The following is a 20,124-nucleotide window of genomic DNA, read 5'->3' as shown; positions in this document are numbered from 1 at the left end:
ATTGCCTGGATATTTGGGTTTGTGTTGAGTAAGTATACGGGCCTTAATATGTCCGGCAGTTTATATAGCTATGATCCGTTTAAAGGCGAGGTAATAACCTGGAAGAATTTAATATTACCCATGGTTACCCTGGGGTTTAGGCCGCTTGCTATTATTGTGCAGCTTACCCGCAATGCCATGCTGGATGTTTTGGGCCAGGATTATATCCGCACCGCTAAAGCTAAAGGATTAAATAATAACACGATCATATATCGCCACGCATTAAAGAACGCGCTTAACCCGGTTATAACTGCTATTGCTACCTGGTTTGCATCTTTGCTGGCGGGCTCTTTTTTTGTGGAGTATGTGTTTGGTTACAATGGATTGGGCAAAACAACGGTTAACGCGTTGGAAATGTCGGACTTCCCGGTAGTGATGGGCTCTATTTTATTTATCGCTTTTATTTTTGTGGTGATAAATATTTTGGTAGATGTTGTTTATGTTTGGATAGACCCAAGAGTGAAATTACAATGAGACTTTTTTTTATAGGATTTATGGGATGCGGCAAAACCACCTGGAGCCGCAAGCTGGCCGCACACCTGGGGTATGAGTTTATGGACCTTGACCATATGCTGGAAGAAAAGGCGGGCATGACCATAGCCGAATATTTTACCGCACATGGGCAGGATGCTTTTCGTGAGCTGGAATCAAAAATATTAAAAGAAACAGCATATCCTGAAAACGCGGTAGTATCAACAGGCGGCGGGCTGCCCTGCTTTTTTGATAATATGGAATGGATGAATACCAATGGCAAAACCATTTATATTAAATTATCACCCAAAACACTGGCAGACAGATTAGATAAGGGTAAAGTAACGCGTCCGTTATTACATGGCTTACATGGCGATGGACTGATAGCCTTTATTACTGAGAAATTAGCTGAGCGGGAAGTTTTTTATGAGCAGGCTACCCATATTGTTAATGGCATAGACCTGTCTGTTGAGGCTTTGGCAGAGGTTAGCCTTTCCGTTTAAAAAAGATAATAAATGCCTATAATTGGCTTTGCAATAAATTACGCTTAAAAACAAAATATCCGGGTATATGATAAAACATATTTTAATGAGAATAAAGGGATCATTAGAGATCTGGTTTAACTTTTATGTTTTAAAAAAGAGGAAGCTAACTATAGGCTCATCAAAAATTAAGCTTGCTCATGAATGGATACTTTCTGAATATGATGCCCTTGATGCAAGTAAAGCGTCAGACTGGCACCGGCTGTTTGGCGATAACCGCCTAACTAATATTTTGGCAGAGCATGTTTGGGAACATATCCCTGATGAAGAAACCCGCCTGTCAAACCAAAATTGTTATGATTATCTGCAAAAGGGCGGACGACTTAGAATAGCTGTACCAGACGGTAACAACCCGGATAAAGAATATATTGAATGGGTAAGGGTAGGCGGAACCGGAGTTGGAGCCGATGACCATAAAATATTATATACTTATGACGTGATGAAAAGCAGGCTGGAAAAGGCCGGCTTTAAAGTTGAGCTGCTGGAGTATTGGGATGAAAACGGTGAATTTCATTATACCGATTGGACCACCGAAGGCGGCATGATACACCGCTCACGCAGATATGATCCACGAAATAAAGACGGCAAATTGGGTTATACCTCGCTTATTGTTGATGGGGTAAAGGAGTAGATCCGGACATTAACTCCGCTCTTCCCACACCATACATAAATGCAATATGGTTTCAACGGCCTTTTGCATATCCTGTACAGACACCCATTCCTGTTTACCATGAAAAGCGTGTTCGCCTGCAAAAATATTAGGGCACGGCAATCCCATAAATGATAATCTGGAACCATCTGTACCCCCACGTATTCTGCATAATTGGGCATTTAACCCGGCTCGTTTAATAGCCTCCATGCCATACTCAACAATTTGCGGATGTTTATTCAGCATGCTTTTCATGTTACGATATTGCGGTTTAACCAGCAGCTCATAGCTTGAGTTAGGAAAGTTTTTCAGAATCTCATCAGCAATTTTGCGAATAGTATTTGCATGTGCCTCCAGTTTAGCATCTTCAAAATCACGGATAATAAAATCAACCGTAGCCCGTTCTACATGCCCCTCTATACCAACCGGGTGTACAAAGCCCTGCATATTATCTGTTCCTTCGGGCGATAATTCATATGGCAGGCGGGCAACAATTTGCCCGGCAATTTTTATGGCGCTTTCCATATTGCCTTTTGCAAAACCCGGATGCGAACTTATGCCATGAATAATTAGCCTGGCGCCGTCTGCCGAGAAGGTTTCGTTTTCCATATTGCCGGCGTTTTCGCCATCAATGGTATAGCCGGCATAAGCACCCAGTTTTTTAATATCTACCTTATCAACCCCCCGTCCAATTTCTTCATCAGGCGTAAACAATATCCTGATAGTGCCGTGCTTAATTTCAGGATGATTGATGAGTTGGTAACAGGCATCCATTATCTCGGCCACCCCGGCTTTATTATCGGCACCTAACAAGGTGGTACCACTGGCTGTAATAATATCATTGCCAATTTGGTTTTTAAGGTCGGGGTGCCCACTAATTCGCAGTATTTGCGATGGGTCATCCGGTAAAATAATATTGGCCCCCTGATAGTTTTTATGAATTATTGGCTTTACACCTTTGCCGCTACAGTCAGGCGAGGTATCCATATGCGAGCAAAAACAAATTACCGGTATACCCTGCTTATCAGTATTAGCAGGAATAGTTGCATATACATATCCGTATTCATCTAAATGAGCGTCCTCAATCCCAATTTGCTGCAGTTCGGTTACTAACAAATTACCAAGATTTTTTTGCTTTTCTGTTGACGGATAGCTGTCTGAATTGGGGTCAGATTGTGTGTCTATGCACACATAGCGCAAAAAACGATCGATAACTGTAAAGTTTAATATTAAATCAAAGTTCATATCTTATATTTGTAACAAGTTGGGGTACATTTAGTTGGGGTGCATCTAATGATTAACGGTAATAATCTGTAAATATTGATTAATATTTGGTTTTGAAAAAATTCAGCCTGCTTTTTATGATAATTATTTCCGCCCTATCCTTAAAAGCACAGGACAGCTATAACTTTTCCAGGTATGGTATTGGCTTTTTTGCCAGTTATAACAAACCCTATGCTGATCTGAATGAATCAAACAGGGGTAAAACATACAATGTTACCGGTTACTATAATTTATCGCCCTATATGCCCATTGGTGTCGAATTTCAGACGGGCGAGCTTTCGGGTGGAAGTATAATCACAGATCCTGATAAGCGGCAATACGATAATAAGTATAAAGCGTTTATTTTACATGGCGATTTAGGGTTAGGCGAGGTCCTGGATTATGAGGGCAATTTTTTTATGAAAATTGTAAAAGATTTTTACGTTGGTACAGGTGTTGGGTTTATAAGTAATAATATGGCCTTTATACAGCGTACCAACCTTGTCGCAAATGGATATCCTATTGGCGCTTATACTTTTCCGGGTAAAAACAGCAGTATGAACCTAATTGTACCCATCCGTTTTGGCTATGAATTTAAAATATATAATACTTATGATGAACCATTTATAGGCATTAATATAGGCTATATACACAACATTACCTGGGGCGAAGGACTAGATGGCTATGATGACTCATCGAACCATTTTAAAAACAATTCGCAAGATCAATACAGTCAAATCGTGGTTGGCCTTAAGTTTAATTTTGGTGGCGTAGTGCCATATACCAAACAAATAAATTAACATTGAATATTGAAGACCTACGCGATTATTGCCTGCAAAAGCCGGGCGCTACCGAAGGATTTCCTTTTGGTGAAGAAACGCTTGTATTTAAGGTTGGCGGTAAAATTTTTTTAATTACGGGTTTAGATGATGGAGATCGTTTTAACGTAAAATGCGACCCTGAACTTGCCATTGAGTTGCGCGAACGTTATACAGAAGTACAGCCGGGCTACCACATGAATAAAAAAATGTGGAACACCGTTTTCATGAATGGCGCATTAACCCGTAAACAACTGCTTGAAATGATCGACCATTCTTATGATCTGATCTTTCAAAGCCTCCCTAAAAAAACTCAGACCGAAATTATTGGCATTTCTGAGTAATCCTTCCCGGTTGATGAAAAATTTCATGCCGGCGATTACGTTGTATACCCAACCAGCCATTTAACCGTTATATTCTGGATGAAAAAAATCAGGCATTGGCAAATAGCGCACAACTACAATTACCTATATTTGCCGCAATTTGGATATTGACAGATACTAAACCGACTTTAAAAAATAAATGGAATACATAACATTCGCGCCAGTAGCATCATTCATATTTGCTATAACTATTGCCACTTCGCTATTAGCATTCTCTAACGACAACCTGTATGGTAAAATGATGCTGCACCCTTACAGTGTGTACCGAAAAAAGAATGTATATACACTAATTACCAGCGGCCTTATACATAAAGATTGGATGCACCTGTTCTTTAACATGCTATCCTATTATTTCTTTGCTTTTCAGTTAGAGGTATATATTGGCCACTGGCAATTTGGCTTATTATATATAGCAAGTTTAATTTTAAGCGATTTGCCGTCTGTTGCTAAACATAAAAACGATTTTTGGTACAATAGCCTGGGTGCATCCGGCGCGGTTAGCGCGGTAATTTTTAGCTATATCATGTATTCGCCCATGACAAGGATGATGATTATGCCTTTGCCAATACCTATTCCGGCTATTTTGTTTGGTGTGCTTTATATGATTTATTGCAGCTACGCTTCCAGATACTCAAAAGATAATATTAACCATGACGCGCATTTGTTTGGCGCGCTTTGTGGCATTGCTATTACCATCATTTTGAACCCTGCAATAATGCCGATATTTTTACGCCAGGTTAGTGGGGGAGTGCAATCAATTCTTCACTAACAAAATTACCGTCGGCATCAAACAAAAAGCTCATGGGCTCTTCGGGATTTTTAATGATCTCTAACAGCAGGAAACCCCAGTTTTTCCAGAAACTTTCCAGTACCTGTCCGTAAATTTTGTTTTGCCAATGGTCAAACAAGGGTTTACTGCTCATTCCGCGTAGCGGCATGGCCTCAATGTAAACCTCTTCGTCAACAGGTAGAATATTGTATTCGGGCAAGCGGTTAAACAGGTAGGCCGAGTAAAACACCCGTCCGCTAAACTCTTCAAACTGTATGGGGTGCAGGGTTTGTTCGCCTATTTTCGCTAATGTTTCGCGGTGATAGTGGCGGTTAGCGCCGTTATCCTGAAAACAAATTATCAGGCCAAAATCTTTTATGCGTAACGAAAATGTAAGCGTATTGATCTCGTCGCGGTAGCCAAACTCCTGCTCGTTATTGCTAACCTTAAATAAAAACAGGCTGAACGGTTTAAAATCTTCAAATAATATAGGCTGATTTATGCTTTGCAGCATTAAATGCAGGTTGCTGAATTTATGAATGATAGATTGCGAAATATTAAACTCTTCGCCTTGCGAGCGTTGCAGTTTAATGCCGGATTGTACCTCGTTAAATATGATGCCGTACAACAATTTGCCCGCCCATTGAAATAGCTTTAGCTCGTCAAGCGCTTTAACCGCGTTGTAACCGCCGTTAACAGCAGCGCCAATTTCGGCTTCTAAGGGCTCTAAATAAGTTTCGTTAACGGTGGCCGAGCAGGGCAGCTTGATGTCTTTGTAGGTAGCCATGCTTTCGTCCAGCAATTTAAATGGCTGGTCCTCCAGGTTATAAAGGCTCATTAACCATTGCGGAAACACCTGTATCTTTTCCTCTTCGCTGCTTAGGGTTTCGCCCGTAAGGAAACAGCTCCGGTTACTAAAGTTTGAAGCATCAAACGGCGAATATATTTTTGCTGGCATGCCACAAAGATAGTAATGTGATTTAGGTTAAGCAAAGCGTGTTTATTAACTCGGCCCCCAACCAAAAGCGAATCTTGTTACACGAAAGTGTGTAACAAAATGTAACAAGTGTAACAAGATTTCGACTTAACTAATTGAAAACAAATATATTACCAAAAAGTGATGTAACAAAATGTAACAACTTATTCGTCAGTATTTTTAAGTATAGTATTGGGCTTTTTCACTGATAATCAAATAATTACAAATTGCCAATTTTAGAAGTGATGTAACAAGATTTTGAAACAAAATCGCGCCATTGCTACTGGCATAAATATGTAGCGGTGGCAAGTGGGTAAGGGTACTTGCAACATCATTATATATTTGCATGGTGGTATAGGCACAAGTACGCCGCGCTTTGGCTTATGACAGTACCTTGCACCGGGGGCTTTTATGCTGATAATCACAAATAGGGTATTTTTTAACCCATGTAACAAAAACCCGAGTTGTTCAAAAACATGAATCTCGCGCTTTAAAAAACAAACATAGCATTAGTGATTACACTAATTATGTAAAAGTTATATTTAAAACCTAAATTTATAGCAAAGAGGCGCGAACCGACATTCGTACACGGTTGTAGAAGCTTTTATTTTGCAAGGCACGTACAACTAACTTTATATAATACTTAGGTTCTTGTTAAGGAAGCTTAATTTTGTTGGAGATACGCAAAACGTGTTCGTGTAAACGAAAGCACCAAGCGAGTTGTGGAAGCCTTAATTTTGTAGGGTATGCACAACGTTAATTTTTGTGTTGAAAATGGGGGTTAAGTTGTGGAAGCCCTAATTTTGTAGGGTATGCACAACAACATAATCTATACTATTAATCTTTTGTTTAAGGTTGTGGAAGCCTTAATTTTGTAGGGTATGCACAACCAATGCTCAATCGGCTGATGAATAAAATAGGTTGTGGAAGCCCTAATTTTGTAGAGTAGGCACAACAAGTAATAAACAGTTTCTCTTAGTGGGGTAGTTGTGGAAGCCCTAATTTTGTAGGGTAAGCACAACAACATTTCTTTAAATGCCCTGTAAAACAGGGCATTTTCTTTTTATTTAGTTGTGTTTTTTTGATACTCTAATGTTTTATTGGCAGTAGATCCGCTATCTTTATTTAACTTATTACTTTCTTATGGAATCTTTCCCTGATTACAAACCGCTGTTTGCTGCCTATCTTAATATGGCCCGTAACAATTGTTTTATCGCGCTTAGTCATATAGCAGAAAAAGCAAACAAAGGCGGAGGTATGAATGAAGATGCTATGCAGGAATGTTCGGTCATAACACTCTTAGCTAATAATAAAAAGCCAGACGAGTCTTTAAAGGTCGAAGAAATGATCAAGTATCATTTTCCATTTACAAAATCAACAAAGAGGATTGATCCGGTTCCTTCTGACTATGCTGGCCTGATAATTAGTTTTATTAAGCAACTAAACGAATTAAGAAATTTTCATACTCACTATTTGCATCGACCGTATGCTACAGATGCTAATGTTATTGCGCAATTACAATTTCTTTTCGATACTTCACGCAGGGAGGTGCGAAAGCGTTTTGCACTAAAAGAAGAAGATGTAAAACACCTCGTAAGAAAAACTATTACAATAATTAATGGTGAAAAAGTTGTCGTTGAAAAAGACAATTATCCTTATGCGTTCGTAAACAAAGAGGGTCAATTTACAACAAAGGGCATAGCCTTTTTTATTACTCTCTTTCTTGAAAAAAAACATGCATATCTGTTTTTAAAACAACTTAGGGGATTTAAAAATAGTAGCAGCAAACAAAACAAAGCCACATTAGAAACATATTGCTTTTATCATATACGTGTACCTCAACCAAGATTACAAAGCCAGGATACTAAAGTTGGGTATTTATTGGACGTTTTGGAAGAATTAAAGCGGTGTCCTAAAGAACTTTATTCTCATTTATCTGAACATGACAGAATGCGTTTTACGTTTGTTAACGACATTGATGCTACGGACGAGCAGCCGGAAAGTATTTTGAAACGTAACAAGGATAGATTCGCGCATTTAGCATTGCGATATTTTGAGCATACTGGAAGTTTGAAAGAATTGCAATTTTATTACGACTTAGGTAAGTATTATTTTAAAGTTTACGAAAAATCTGTCGATAGCGAGATTCGGCTTCGCCGCCTTCATAAATATATGAAAGGATTTGGTAGGTTGAATGACTTTGGCCTTGAAAACATGCCACCCTTATGGCAACAATTGGTTAAATACACCGACCAATTATCTGAGGGGTATGCGGAACCTTATATTGTTTACACAATACCTCATTATCACATAGTCAATAATCAAATAGGAATATGGATAAATAATGGGTTTATACCACCGCTTTTATCGCCGGTAAGTAGTCCAGAACCTCAAATGTGGCTCAGTATTTATGAGCTTCCAGCGATAATGTTTTATCATTTGCTGACAAAAAAAAGGAAGGAGTACAAAAGCGTATTGCAAATATTATCTAATCATAGAAAAGCAATACATCTTCTTTTTAAAGATATTAAGGATTCAAAACTTCTTCCAGATGCTGTTGAAACCTTTGAGGCCGAATTAAGACAAAGGGGTTTACATCGCAACCACATACCTAAGCCCTTGCTTGAATATCTGCTAAATGAAAGCCCAGGAACGCCAGTAGCAGCAAAAGCAGAAAACAGATTAATAAAGTTGCAAAATGAAACAAGCTTTCTTTTTGATAAGATAGATATTGATCTGGAAAAATCGAAAGAAAAGGCTGGGGGCAAATATTATAAGCCTATTCAAACAGGTAAAATAGCTCAATTTTTGGCAAAAGATATGCTTTTTTTCCAACCGCCTATAAATAAGTTAAAAGGAAAAGCAACCGGTACTTTGTTTCAGGTTTTGCAAGCAAGACTTGCTTTTTATGGCAGAGATAAACATTTACTCGAAGATATTTATAGGGAGTGTAATTTGATACAATCAAATAATCCACATCCTTTTTTACAAGGACTTCCTATTACGGATAGCCTGATCGATTATTATCGAAATTATCTTGTCAGACGAAACACATATTTAGAAAAATGCCTCAAAAAATGCATGCAGGGGAAAACCGGAAGCCAAGAGCTTCACTTTCTGCATTTAGGCGAACGAGAAAAAAGAGCAGGTAATGATTATTATAAGGGGCTTGCGGGAAAATTTATAAAGATGCCATTAAACCTGCCTCGAGGATTGTTTATGGAAGAACTTCTTAAGGTTTTTTCAGCTGAAAATAAAACAATGCAAGACATAGCGGATAATTCGCGAACAAATACGGCTTTTCTAATTAAGGAATACTTGAAAAACGTACTTGACGATGATACACAGGATTTCTATAATTGGAAAAGAACTTATGCAGTATTTAATAAATACTATGACAATCGAAAACCACAAAGCAGGGATAGTCTGATAGAACGATACTTCGATACATCTGTGTTATCAACAGAGGCTGAAAAGATTAAATTAGAAATTGTAAAAAAACAAAGAGTCGATATAGAGGCTTCTGAAAACATTAAAAGAAATTATAGATATTATAGTGAGAACGAAAAGCAAATAAGACATACCAAAAGCTGTGATATAGTTTTATTTTTAATAATTCAAGATTTATTTCCTTCTCTCGAGCAATCCGTATTTAAGGGGCTTGCAATTAATCAGTTAAAGTTATCTGATATTTTACCTGATGCAGAAAAAGGCATTTTATCACTACCAATAGAGATAAGGCTTCCTTTGTATAATAAATTCATAATACAAAGAGGCATTAAACTTAAAAATTACGGTGATTTTCGTCGATTTTTAAAAGATCGCCGGTTACAATCGTTGTTACCTTATTTTGAAGAAGAAAGTATTGATAGAGTAATAATTGAAAAAGAACTACAGGATTATGAAATAGCACGTATAGAAATTCATCGGCTTGTATTGGAGTTTGAGAAAAAAGTTATAACAGAAAATAAGATTACATATGAAAATTCCGAGATTAATTATGTTGATCATGAAAAAGTGTTGACCGCTTTCTTTCAGAATGAGCCTTCCAGTAATAAAAAAGAGTTAATAAGAGATATTAGGAATAAGTTTTCGCATAATGAATATCCAGATGCAAATAAGTTTAAGGGATTAATAGAATCAGATTCACTTAATACGACTGTAGCAAAGAAGTTTATACAAATAGCAAAACAATACTATCAATTTGAAATTGCCCCCGCTCCGCCCTTGTTAGTGTTATCACCAACAAGTACCACTATTTTGTAATTTGGCACTAAGGCCGGTATAATTTCGGATTAGGACAGCATTTTGCTAACGCTACGTTTGTTGGTAACACCAACAAAGGCGTGGCGGGCGATCGAGTTTCTGATTATTCATTTAATGGGCGATGCATATATTTGTAACATAGCAGCCGTATTGTATTCTAACTAAAATTACTTCTGCTATCCTAAACCGTATGATAAACCTAAAAAAAGACTACTTATCAAAACAACCAAATTTTGTATTTAAGCCCCGCACAATAATTTTTTTTATTGTTGCGGCAATAATTGCTTCGGTATTAAATATTGGTAATGAAATAACTTTCCATTCGCAAAACCCGATCCCCTATTTTGCCCGTACAACCATAAGTTTAATAGTATTACTTGCATTTGTTGCTGTTACCATAGGGTTATTAAAACAAAACGGCCTCCCTTCAAAAATTTTAGGATTGCAATTGTCGGGGCGCTCATTTTTAAATACAATAACAGGTGTGGTTATAGGCATAGTGACAATAGTTTTACTGATGGCGTTATTATATGCTTTTGTTCCGTACCATTTTGTTGCAGGCTCTTTAAATAGTGTTGATGTACTTAAAGAAAGTTATTCTTATTGCTTGGGCAACTCTTTAGAAGAGTTTCTGTTTAGGGGATTTTTGCTCGTCATACTTTCGCAGCTTATGGGGTGGCGCACTGCTGTTTTTATTATGGCATTGCCATTTGGCTTGTTCCACCTGTATTTTATGGGGCCTAACATTACCGGCTTAAAAATGGTGATAACCACCGCTGCGTTTTCGTTTGTGTTTAGCTACGCCTATATCTTAACCGGCTCTTTGTGGACCGCCATTTGCACCCATGTTTCATCAAACATATTGCTGCATGCGGTTATGGGCCTCGACGGAGCGAACCGGGCAATGTTTGTACCTGTGTTTGATGCCAAATGGCCCGTAAACTACGACCTGGGCATGGTAGTTAGTTTATTGGTGACGGCAATTGTGGCATCTTTTCTCTATTTATTGATAAAGTATCGGCGCGCCGCGTCATCATTTTAAAAAATGCGCCGTAGGCGCAAAAGGTCGGTAGAAATTATCCTATAAATCATTCGGCGTGCCGTTAGGTCAATGTCATTAAGTTAAGGGAATTTACCAATACAAAATGTCATTTCGAACGAGGTACGAGAGAGAAATCTATACAAGACAGGTTCTGCGCCTTATCCGTGTATAGATCTCTCACTATGTTCGAGATGACAAACCTCTTAACTTAATGACATTGGCCGTTAGACACGGCATTTCTTTGGTATTTATTTTGCTACCGATCTTGAACCCCGATGGGGTTCTCTTAGCTTAATGCCATGGCCTATACAACACAATTATTACCTCGCCAACAGCCATCATTTTAAAAAGAATAATTTAGCTTTGAACTTATAATGAAGCTGACTTATCAACCTTTCGAACTGGAATTAAAGCACCCGTTTACCATAGCCAGGTTTTCGCGCACATCAACCCCGCTAATGCTGGTACAGGTTGAGCATGACGGCCAAACGGGTTATGGCGAGGCTTCAATGGTGCCCTACATGGGCGAGAGCCATGAAAGCGCCGCCACATTTTTACGCAAAGTAAATATAGATGAGGTTAAATTTCCCTTTAATTTTGAGGCGATAATTAATTACCTGGATAGTATTGCGCCGGGCAACCCTGCCATAAAAGCCGCCCTTGATATTGCCCTGCATGATCTTGAAGGAAAGCTATTAAACAAACCCTGCTGGCAACTGGCCGGCAGCAACCCCGCGTTAATGCCGGTAACCAGTTTTACCATTGGCATAGATACGCCCGAAGTCTTCCTGAAAAAAGTAAAAGAAGCCCAGGGTTTTAAAGTGATAAAAGTAAAGTTGGGCCGGGATAGTGATCAGCAACTGATAAACATTATCCGCTCGGTAACTGATGTACCCATTTACGTAGATGCCAACCAGGGCTGGACAGACCGCGCGCAAAGCCTCGACATGATTTACTGGCTACAAGCACAAGGTGTGGTACTAATTGAGCAACCCATGCTAAAAGCAGATATAGATGGCAACGCCTGGCTAACCGAAAACAGCCCCATACCTATTATTGGCGATGAGGCTGTACAGCGCTTACCTGATGTGGAGAAAGCAAAAGGCGTATATCATGGCATTAACGTAAAGCTGATGAAAGCTGCCGGGATGCATGAGGCGCATCAGATGATAATAAAAGCAAAAGAGCTGGGCCTAAAAGTATTGATGGGCTGCATGAGCGAAACCAGCTGCGCCACCCTGGCCGCCACCGCCCTGGCCCCGCAATGCGACTGGGCCGATATTGACGGACCATTCCTGATTAGCAACAACCCGTTTAAAACACCTGATTTGGTGGAGGGCAAGTATATATTGGGTAATGAGCCGGGATTAGGAATTAAATTATATTAACACTAATTGCACGAATTTTAATTCGTGTCAATTAGTGCATAGGTCTTCCCATTCAAGCTAAACTTATCCCCAACCTTTAGCCCTTTCATTTTTAACGCGATAGGCGATGCCGGCGAAATGGCAAAATAGTTTTCGCCATTAACAGTAAGCGTACCTGCACTTATGGCTAAGTAAAAATTGCCATTATTGGTAATAACCACACTGCCGGTTTCTACCTGTTTAAATTCTGCAGTGGTATTAACCAGTGTTAGCGCCACCTTTAATTTATTAGCTTCATTTAACTGGGCCATATTACGGTTGGTTTCCTGCTGCATCATTTCCCGGCCGGTTTCGTATTTATCGCCGGCGCTGCTTTTGGTATCATCGCTTGCCGCTTTTTGCGCCTCTTTAATTCCCTGTTCGGCGGCTTGCATACGCTGTTGCACATAATCAAGGCATTGTTTATATAACGCTTCTTTTAAACTACTCATTAATGGTATTTTATACTGGCGGTAAATATAAGTTTTAAACACCTACGGGCTAATTTTAGTTATTCAAAGGTTAAATATTACCCGGTACTATACTTTATTTACATCATCGTTAATATAAAATACTCCTTTTTAAACAAAAATGTTAAGTTTGCTATTAGCATTTTATTTAAACCCAGGCCACATTCCATGAAGAAAAAGGTATTGATAACCGGAGCAAGCAGGGGGCTGGGACTGGCAATATCCAAAAAATTATCAGCAGAATATTCTTTAATTCTTCATGCCTCCAGTCCGGAAAGCTTTACTTCTATTGAACCGGGCAGCCAGATTTTATGTGCAGATTTTTCACACCCCGACCAACTGGCAGCTTTTTGCAAACAACTAAAAAAAGAACATGGCGATACCTTGTATGCCGTAGTGAACAATGCCGGGGTAACGTTTGATAAATCATTAATCTACCAGCCCGAGCAGGAAATTACCCGGATGCTGAATATAAATTTAAAGGCGCCCATTATGATCTGTAAAACTGCGATGAAAATTTTCGGATTAAATAAAACAGGTGTAATAATTAATATGAGTTCGGTTGTTGGCGAAACCGGTAACGCGTTCCAGGCGGTGTATTCGGCTACTAAGGCAGGTTTAGTAGCGTTTTCCAGGTCGTTGGCCCAGGAGGTTGCCGCGCTTAACCATGAGCATACCATAAGGGTTTTAAGCGTTTCGCCCGGTTTTATTGAAACAGACATGACTACGGCTATTCCGGAAGCCGAAAAGGAAAAATACCTTAAAATGATACCGGCGCACCGGTTTGGAAAAGCTGATGAAATTGCCGAAACAATAGCCTTTTTATTGTCAGATAAAGCAGCTTATATCAATGGAACCAACCTGCATATTAATGGCGGTTTAATTTAAAAGAATCAATTTTATAACATGGATAACCTGGTAGGCATACCGCCTGAAGATGTATTGGTACATGGCCCAACAAAATTGATGATCACCCGTTATCTATGGCATTCGCCCAATGCGGGTATAGTAGCTTGCTATTCGCCAACGGAGCGGGATGTAGAAGATCATTTTGGTATTTTTAGGGGCGTGGATCAAATAGAGGCGTTCGCGCAATCAACCATTGTATCTTGCGGCGCTTTTATCGAAACACAAAAACAGGTCTGTAGTTTTGATGATCTGAAACGTAATTTTGTGCCCGTGTTTACAAGTGTTGGGCAGGTTAATTTTTATAGCTATTTAGAATTGGGCGATATATTTATAAGCATAGGCAACATACAAAGCTACAAGTTCAGACAAATGGTTTGCACCGGCCGAATTTATAAGGTACCCGCAAGTTTAAATTTAGATGACTATTTTAGTGGTTTTAATGAGGAGCGCCTATTGGGCTATGACTTAAGCGAAGACTTTAAACTTATAGCCGAATTAACCGACATTACCGGAAGAGCGATCAGAACAAATAATTTTAAATAAATAAATGGAAAGACAAGAAATAATTGATGGATTGGTTGAAATTTTAAAAACTGTAAGAACCATTGATCCCCAAAAGTTAAATAAGGTGACAGAAGAAACAGATTTTATAGCTGATTTAAATACACCATCAACCGAAATGATAAACATTGCTGCCAAAGCCGAACAGAAGTTCGACGTGGAATTTGACGATGATGATATTGATAACCTCGGCTCGAAAGTAAAGGATATAGTTGATTTAATATTAACAGTGAAAGAACGCGAATAATGCAAATAGCCGGCAGAAGGGTAGCTGTTGTAGGCATGGGCGGGGCTTTCCCGGATTGTGCCAACCTTGCCGAATTTAGCGATAAGCTATTTTCGGGAAAAAGCCTGGTTAGAGAATGGGGCGAAGCCGCCGCGCATGGTAAAAATATACGGTCGACTGTATCTGGTTATATTACAGAGGCCGAAATGGGTTTGGAACCTATATACTCCACACTGGCCGAAAATTATCCCGAAACCTATATAGATAAACTGAAAAGAATACCTGATGCCAATTTATCAACTGCTGATGTTGGCAGTATATGGTCAATGCTGGGCTCGTTGGATGCTATTAAAATGGCCGGATGGACAGAGGCGGAAACACAATCCGGGCAAACGGGTGTAGTTATAGGCTCGGGCGGGGCGGGGCATGTAATATTAAGATCGGCCTGGCATAATTTTTTTGAATTAGGAAAAAAAACCCGTGCAGCCGGCTCACATACGGTTGACCGCGCTATGGTTTATCGCGATGCCGCTAATGTATCCTGTTTAATAAAAAACAAAGGTGTTTGCGAGTCGATTGGCTCGGCATGTGCAACAGGTCTGGGCAATATAGGCTATGCCTACCGCCTAATCAGGTATGGCCTTCAGGACCGTGCAATTGCTGGTGGGGTAGAAGGAACATCGTTAGAAACATTTATCGGCTTTGATGCAATGCAGGTATTAAGCCGGGGTTTCAGTCCGCTGGAAAGTTCGCGCCCGTTTGATGTTAACCGCAATGGTTTTGTTTGTTCGTTTGGGTGCGGTATTGTAGCTTTAGAAGAATATGAGATGGCAAAGGCCAGAGGAGCCCATATTTTAGGCGTAATTGATAATTATTTTAATAATTCGGATGGTGATGGCAATATGTTCTTTCCTTCATTTTCCGGGCAGAAAAAACTATGGGAAGGCTTATTAGATAATTCTGAATTAAGACCCGATGTAGTTAAAGTGCATGGCACATCAACCCCGGTAGGTGATGCCATTGAATTGTTAAGCGTGGTGGATGTTATGGGCGAAAAGGGGTACCATATATCGGCCCCAAAATCGCAGTTTGGCCATATGCTGGGCGCGGCGGGGTCGGTAGAGTTTATTACAGCCTTACTGATGCTGCAGCAACAAAAGGTTTTGCCTTGTTTAAACGCTGTAACGCTTAACCCCGAATTGGAGGCTATTCAAAAAACGATTGGGTGGAAGGGGCCGGTAAAACCGCTGGAAGCTTATCGCGACCTGATTTTACAGGAAACTATCTCCAAAGAAATTAACCGCATTGTTTGTCTTAATTATGGGTTTGGCGGAACCAATAGTGCAATTTCTGTTTCAAGGGAACTACTATGATCGATAACCTAAATAAAGTAGCGGTAATATTTGGGGTCAGGAATGATAGTTCCATCGCTTATGATATTGCCCTAAAACTACATCAATCGGGGTGTAAGGTTGCTTTGAGTTATGTACCCGATACCAAAGAGAATGTTTTGTACCTGATGGAAAAGATGGGTATGGATAAACAGTATGCCGTCGAAGTGGATGTAAGGGATGAAGCGCAGATAACAGCATTCGTGCGGTTTGTTCATGATAAACTGGGCCCTATTGATTACTTATTACACGGAGTGGCCTTTGGCAACCAGTCGGTAATGTGTTATAGCCTACCCGGCAGTACCGAACCGGCCCCCTCGTATTTGGATATTCCCTTTGAGGATCTGATGGATTCCTTTAATATAAGCGCTTATTCGTTGCTTAGAATAGCGCGGGTTGCCGAGAGTTTCCTGGCAAAAAATGCTTCGATATTAACACTTACCTATAATGCTTCGCAAAGGGTATTTCCGGGTTATGCCGGCATGTCCATTAACAAAGCCGCGCTGGAGAATATTGTTTTGTACCTGGCCGATTATTTTAGGAACAAACAAGTAAGGGTTAATGCTATTTCTGCCGGTTTGGTAATGACTACCTCTGCAGGGGGGATAAATGGGGTTCGTAAGCTGCGCAAGATGGGTAAATTAACCGCTCCTTTAGGTAACATAGATGCCGGCGACGTAGGCAATACAGCGCTTTACTATTTTTCTGATCTTTCAAAAAAAGTAACCGGCAATATTCATTTTGTAGATGGCGGGTTTAATATTATGGGTATTGGGATAGATGGAGAATGAAATTTTAAAAACCCTTAGCGAATGCAGGATCGATGATAAATTTGCAGTGGGCAACGATCTGGTTTTTATGCCCGTTTTTCAACTCTCTTTAACCGATGTGTTTAAGCATAAGGTTTATACCCCCGCCGAAATGACCTATTGCGATTTATTTGATAATTCGTTACTACGCTACGCATCTACCTGGGCGGCCAAAGAGGCGGTTTATAAAGCAGTTAAGCAAATAAGTAATGCTGGTTTAGCCTGGAAAAAAATTGAAATAATTAGAGAAAAAACAGCAGGGCGGCCCCATGTTATTATGCACCAGTATCCCGGAAAATACGATATTAGCGTAACCATATCGCATGATGGCGACTATGTTTGGGCCATTGCTCTTATTAAACAGTCTTGCTAAAATTAAAACAAGTGGCCATGCATTATTTTTGTTTCCATATTAACATTTATTACCATGATAATTAAATCGAAGCCCATGTCGCCATTTTTTTTTAAGATTGCAGCGGCTTTGATCGAACTGGTTTTTAAAAGGCGGTTTAATAGGCTGATTATAAATGATGTGCCCATAAAACCCGGGCTTTCGTACCTTTTAATGTGCAACCATTTTAGTTTTTTGGATGGTTTCCTGGCAATGTATTTATGCAACAAAGTGCTATGGAAAAAAGAAGGGATGAAGCGCCTTTATATCATGTCGTTAAAAAAACAAATGGAAAAAAACAAATGGCTACGGTACATTGGTAGTTTTTCAGTAGATCCGGGCAAAGCTTCCATTAGTGAAAGTTTTGATTACGCTGCTGAAATTTTGTCGGAACCGGGTAACCTGCTGCTTTTTTATCCCCAGGCTAAATTGGAAAGCTGCCATATCAGGCGTATTTATTTCGAGTACGGCATTACCGAAATCATTCCCCGCATCAAAGGAAACACTCAGTTAATATGGAGCAGCAATTTGACAGAGTATTTTGAAAGCCTCCGGCCATCGGTTTATTTTAATATGCTGGATTGCGGAACAAACCACACGTTTGATTTTGACCAGTTACAAGAACACGTAAATCAGCATCATCAAAAGGCAATAGCTGCAAATATTCGTTATACAGATGAGCGTATTAAATATTATTAATGATGAATGCGCTCTAAACCTTGCTTTGCCTCGTATTCTGTGCTGTTTTGATATTCATGGTTCTTCATATCAAGTGCCATGTTGTAATAATAGGCGGCTGTATTATAATCTTTTTTTTCTTCAAAAATGTGTCCGGCCCCCAATGCTGCATTCGCGGCATAATAATAAGGCATTGCTTTGCCAAGGCTTATGGCCTTTTGATAGCTGGCTATAGCTTCATTCAACTTCGCCGTTTTTTCATATACCCTGCCAAGCCGATAAATATATTCCACCCGGTCGCGTAATAGTTTAAAATCGTTTAATTGTTTGTTTTTTAATTGTGCTAACGCTTTGTTGTAATAACCGCCATCATAATATAACCGGGCTTTTAACAAATCGGCATCTGGCGGAGAATCATTTGCCTCTCTTAGTGCTTGCTTGTCTTTTTCATCGGTCAAATAGCCGTTGTTACGCACCATATTTAAATAGTAATTGTATTTTGACACGTCGCTGTCTAAAAGATAATAGTAGGCAAGTTTAAGATAAGCGTCTTTAATATATTTAGAGCCTTTATACTCTTTTATATAACGGAGTAAATAAAGATTGGCATCGCTGTCTCTCCGGCATAATTTAGCGTACCCTAACATATAGGTTGCCGTAGGTAAAGCAAATTGCTGTGGTGGAATTTGAATGCGCATAAAGCATTCTATCGCTTCATCATTATAGCCGTTTTTTGCAGCTACATAACCGCTTAAATAGTCCCTTAAAGTACTATTATCCATGTCTTTCACATACAACATAAGCCGATCGTAATTATGAGTGGTGTGCAAAACATCTAAATGCATATAACATAAAGAAAAGGTTAATTCATCTTTATAATGGGTGAATTTAGTAGTGCCGATCTCCGCTCTGAGCTTTTCAAGCCGGGATATGCCAGATTGGACATTTCCACTCATCCCCAATAATTTTGTAATACTTTTTAAATTTGATGGCAGCGCTCCTAAAATAACATCTATTATGGCGGCGTCCTTTTGATCGGGCAGAAAATCCGGATACTTTGCAGTATTTTCTTTAAGCAGGCTGCGGGCTTTCTTTAGGTCACTGAATGATGAAAAATAATCGCCGAACTTTGCCTTTACTATTCCCCATTGCAAATAAACCTCGGCTTGGGCGTAAAGAAAATAAGGTGAGTTTTTATCATTGTTTTCCAACTCGTCTATCCGGTCAGACTGATAATCTTTTAGCCTTTCATAATCCGCTTTATTGTCAGACATTAACAGGTTAACGTAGTCAATATAATTATCCAGCAAAATAGGGACCCCATTTTGCGGGCTTTGCTTTTTTTCTTCCCTTATAATTGATCTCGCATCATTTAATTTAAGGTGAAATATATCCTTATAAGCCTCAACACAGCGACCATTAAAATTGAAATTCGCATTTGCGGTTAAACTGTAAGCAGATATAAATAAAATTGAAAAAGAAAGTTTATAAAACATTAATATTAGGGACTATAAATATTACAAACGGTTTTTTGACGAAGATAGATAGTTTTTTAGTAAGGTTTGTAAAACAACTATTGTTCCGTTTTTAAAAAACAAAGTACGCTGCAAAATAAAAGCCCCCGCACACTCGCTGCTTGGGGGCTTTCAACCTAAACCTTATCACATTGTAAGCTTGCGCCTACATACACAATAACGTAACTTATGCCCTAATAGTTGCCTGCGCCTATAAATTTTTAATAATAATGATAAAAATATGACGATAGGTTTTTATAGTGTAAAAATTGCCCGTTCTTATTTGGATTTAATTTAAATAAGCAATACATTTGTTCAGTTAACGCATAAATATGAGGCTTTCGCAACTTGAAGTAGGAGAAAAAGGTATTGTAAAAGAGTTTACTGATCTTGAAATGTCAATTAAATTAATGGAAATGGGGTGCTTACCCGGCGAAGAGATAAGGGTTGACCGCATTGCCCCAATGGGCGACCCAATTGCCATTAATGTATCCGGGTACCAGTTGAGCTTGCGGAAACGCGAAGCCTCAACAATAATTTTACATTAGTTT

At 39.3% G+C, this 20,124-nt stretch carries 21 protein-coding genes; 17 read left to right on the top strand and 4 right to left on the bottom strand.

Features of this window, described 5'->3' with window-relative positions; genetic code table 11:
- The 3 genes from JWP71_RS15410 to JWP71_RS15400 all read left to right on the top strand — a co-directional run.
- On the top strand, positions 1-513 hold a 513-nt coding region (locus tag JWP71_RS15410; protein WP_299501746.1), incomplete at its 5' end, for an ABC transporter permease.
- A complete protein-coding gene (locus tag JWP71_RS15405; protein ID WP_299501744.1) occupies positions 510-1,013 on the top strand; it encodes a shikimate kinase in 504 nt (167 codons plus the stop codon). The genes JWP71_RS15410 and JWP71_RS15405, both read left to right, overlap by 4 nt.
- Before the next feature lie 85 nt (positions 1,014-1,098).
- Complete coding sequence (locus tag JWP71_RS15400) at positions 1,099-1,683, top strand: hypothetical protein (protein WP_299501742.1); 585 nt, start codon at positions 1,099-1,101, stop codon at positions 1,681-1,683.
- A gap of 9 nt (positions 1,684-1,692) precedes the next feature.
- On the opposite strand, the gene pepT is transcribed toward JWP71_RS15400, so the two are convergent.
- Entirely contained in the window at positions 1,693-2,946 is a 1,254-nt protein-coding gene (pepT, locus tag JWP71_RS15395) for a peptidase T (protein ID WP_299501739.1), read from the bottom strand.
- A 116-nt stretch (positions 2,947-3,062) separates the two neighbouring features.
- Between pepT and JWP71_RS15390 the strand changes: the two genes are divergently transcribed.
- The 3 genes from JWP71_RS15390 to JWP71_RS15380 all read left to right on the top strand — a co-directional run bounded on the left by JWP71_RS15390 (position 3,063) and on the right by JWP71_RS15380 (position 4,934).
- Positions 3,063-3,764: a hypothetical protein gene (locus JWP71_RS15390; RefSeq protein ID WP_299501737.1), complete on the top strand. Its 702-nt coding sequence runs from the start codon at positions 3,063-3,065 to the stop codon at positions 3,762-3,764.
- A gap of 2 nt (positions 3,765-3,766) precedes the next feature.
- Entirely contained in the window at positions 3,767-4,126 is a 360-nt protein-coding gene (locus JWP71_RS15385) for an MmcQ/YjbR family DNA-binding protein (RefSeq protein WP_299501735.1), read from the top strand.
- A 178-nt stretch (positions 4,127-4,304) separates the two neighbouring features.
- The gene (locus tag JWP71_RS15380) at positions 4,305-4,934 is read left to right on the top strand and encodes a rhomboid family intramembrane serine protease (protein ID WP_299501733.1); all 630 of its coding nucleotides are present in this window, start codon (positions 4,305-4,307) and stop codon (positions 4,932-4,934) included.
- On the opposite strand, the gene JWP71_RS15375 is transcribed toward JWP71_RS15380, so the two are convergent.
- Entirely contained in the window at positions 4,903-5,892 is a 990-nt protein-coding gene (locus JWP71_RS15375; protein WP_299501732.1) for a hypothetical protein, read from the bottom strand. The genes JWP71_RS15380 and JWP71_RS15375 overlap by 32 nt on opposite strands.
- A gap of 1,161 nt (positions 5,893-7,053) precedes the next feature.
- Between JWP71_RS15375 and cas13b the strand changes: the two genes are divergently transcribed.
- The 3 genes from cas13b (at position 7,054) to JWP71_RS15360 (ending at position 12,606) form a co-directional block, all read left to right on the top strand.
- Positions 7,054-10,176, top strand: a complete 3,123-nt coding sequence (cas13b, locus tag JWP71_RS15370) for a type VI-B CRISPR-associated RNA-guided ribonuclease Cas13b (RefSeq protein ID WP_299501730.1) — start codon at positions 7,054-7,056, stop codon at positions 10,174-10,176.
- 190 nt (positions 10,177-10,366) lie between these two features.
- Complete coding sequence (locus JWP71_RS15365; RefSeq protein WP_299501728.1) at positions 10,367-11,218, top strand: type II CAAX endopeptidase family protein; 852 nt, start codon at positions 10,367-10,369, stop codon at positions 11,216-11,218.
- Positions 11,219-11,592: 374 nt separating this feature from the next.
- The gene (locus JWP71_RS15360; protein WP_299501726.1) at positions 11,593-12,606 is read left to right on the top strand and encodes a dipeptide epimerase; all 1,014 of its coding nucleotides are present in this window, start codon (positions 11,593-11,595) and stop codon (positions 12,604-12,606) included.
- A 17-nt stretch (positions 12,607-12,623) separates the two neighbouring features.
- Here JWP71_RS15360 and JWP71_RS15355 read toward each other — a convergent pair whose 3' ends face one another.
- Complete coding sequence (locus JWP71_RS15355) at positions 12,624-13,076, bottom strand: 3-oxoacyl-ACP synthase (RefSeq protein WP_299501724.1); 453 nt, start codon at positions 13,074-13,076, stop codon at positions 12,624-12,626.
- A gap of 186 nt (positions 13,077-13,262) precedes the next feature.
- Here JWP71_RS15355 and JWP71_RS15350 point away from each other — a divergent pair, with 186 nt between their 5' ends.
- Genes JWP71_RS15350 through JWP71_RS15320 form a run of 7 tightly spaced genes read left to right on the top strand, consistent with a single transcriptional unit; the run spans position 13,263 to position 18,080 of the window.
- Complete coding sequence (locus JWP71_RS15350) at positions 13,263-13,982, top strand: SDR family oxidoreductase (RefSeq protein WP_299501722.1); 720 nt, start codon at positions 13,263-13,265, stop codon at positions 13,980-13,982.
- Between the two features lie 18 nt (positions 13,983-14,000).
- Complete coding sequence (locus tag JWP71_RS15345; protein ID WP_299501720.1) at positions 14,001-14,546, top strand: hypothetical protein; 546 nt, start codon at positions 14,001-14,003, stop codon at positions 14,544-14,546.
- A gap of 4 nt (positions 14,547-14,550) precedes the next feature.
- On the top strand, positions 14,551-14,811 hold the full coding sequence (locus JWP71_RS15340; protein WP_299501718.1) for an acyl carrier protein: 261 nt from the start codon (positions 14,551-14,553) through the stop codon (positions 14,809-14,811).
- Entirely contained in the window at positions 14,811-16,163 is a 1,353-nt protein-coding gene (locus JWP71_RS15335) for a beta-ketoacyl synthase N-terminal-like domain-containing protein (protein WP_299501716.1), read from the top strand. Before JWP71_RS15340 ends, JWP71_RS15335 begins: the two co-directional genes overlap by 1 nt.
- Positions 16,160-16,972 (top strand): SDR family oxidoreductase, encoded by an 813-nt coding sequence (locus tag JWP71_RS15330; RefSeq protein ID WP_299501714.1) that lies wholly within the window; start codon positions 16,160-16,162, stop codon positions 16,970-16,972. The genes JWP71_RS15335 and JWP71_RS15330 overlap by 4 nt, the downstream gene beginning before the upstream one ends.
- Positions 16,962-17,363: a 4'-phosphopantetheinyl transferase superfamily protein gene (locus JWP71_RS15325; RefSeq protein ID WP_299501711.1), complete on the top strand. Its 402-nt coding sequence runs from the start codon at positions 16,962-16,964 to the stop codon at positions 17,361-17,363. Before JWP71_RS15330 ends, JWP71_RS15325 begins: the two co-directional genes overlap by 11 nt.
- A gap of 54 nt (positions 17,364-17,417) precedes the next feature.
- Positions 17,418-18,080 (top strand): glycerol acyltransferase, encoded by a 663-nt coding sequence (locus JWP71_RS15320; RefSeq protein WP_299501709.1) that lies wholly within the window; start codon positions 17,418-17,420, stop codon positions 18,078-18,080.
- Here the strand turns inward: JWP71_RS15320 and JWP71_RS15315 are convergent.
- Positions 18,077-19,555: a tetratricopeptide repeat protein gene (locus tag JWP71_RS15315; protein ID WP_299501707.1), complete on the bottom strand. Its 1,479-nt coding sequence runs from the start codon at positions 19,553-19,555 to the stop codon at positions 18,077-18,079. The genes JWP71_RS15320 and JWP71_RS15315 overlap by 4 nt on opposite strands.
- Positions 19,556-19,905: 350 nt before the next feature.
- On the opposite strand from JWP71_RS15315, the gene JWP71_RS15310 reads away from it, so the two are divergent.
- The gene (locus tag JWP71_RS15310; RefSeq protein ID WP_299501705.1) at positions 19,906-20,121 is read left to right on the top strand and encodes a FeoA family protein; all 216 of its coding nucleotides are present in this window, start codon (positions 19,906-19,908) and stop codon (positions 20,119-20,121) included.
- Positions 20,122-20,124 lie beyond the last annotated feature (3 nt).

It is taken from the genome of Mucilaginibacter sp. (assembly GCF_028287845.1).
GTDB lineage: Bacteria > Bacteroidota > Bacteroidia > Sphingobacteriales > Sphingobacteriaceae > Mucilaginibacter.
The sequence above is the reverse complement of the archived record's forward strand: the minus strand, read 5'-3'. Positions and strand labels throughout refer to the sequence as shown.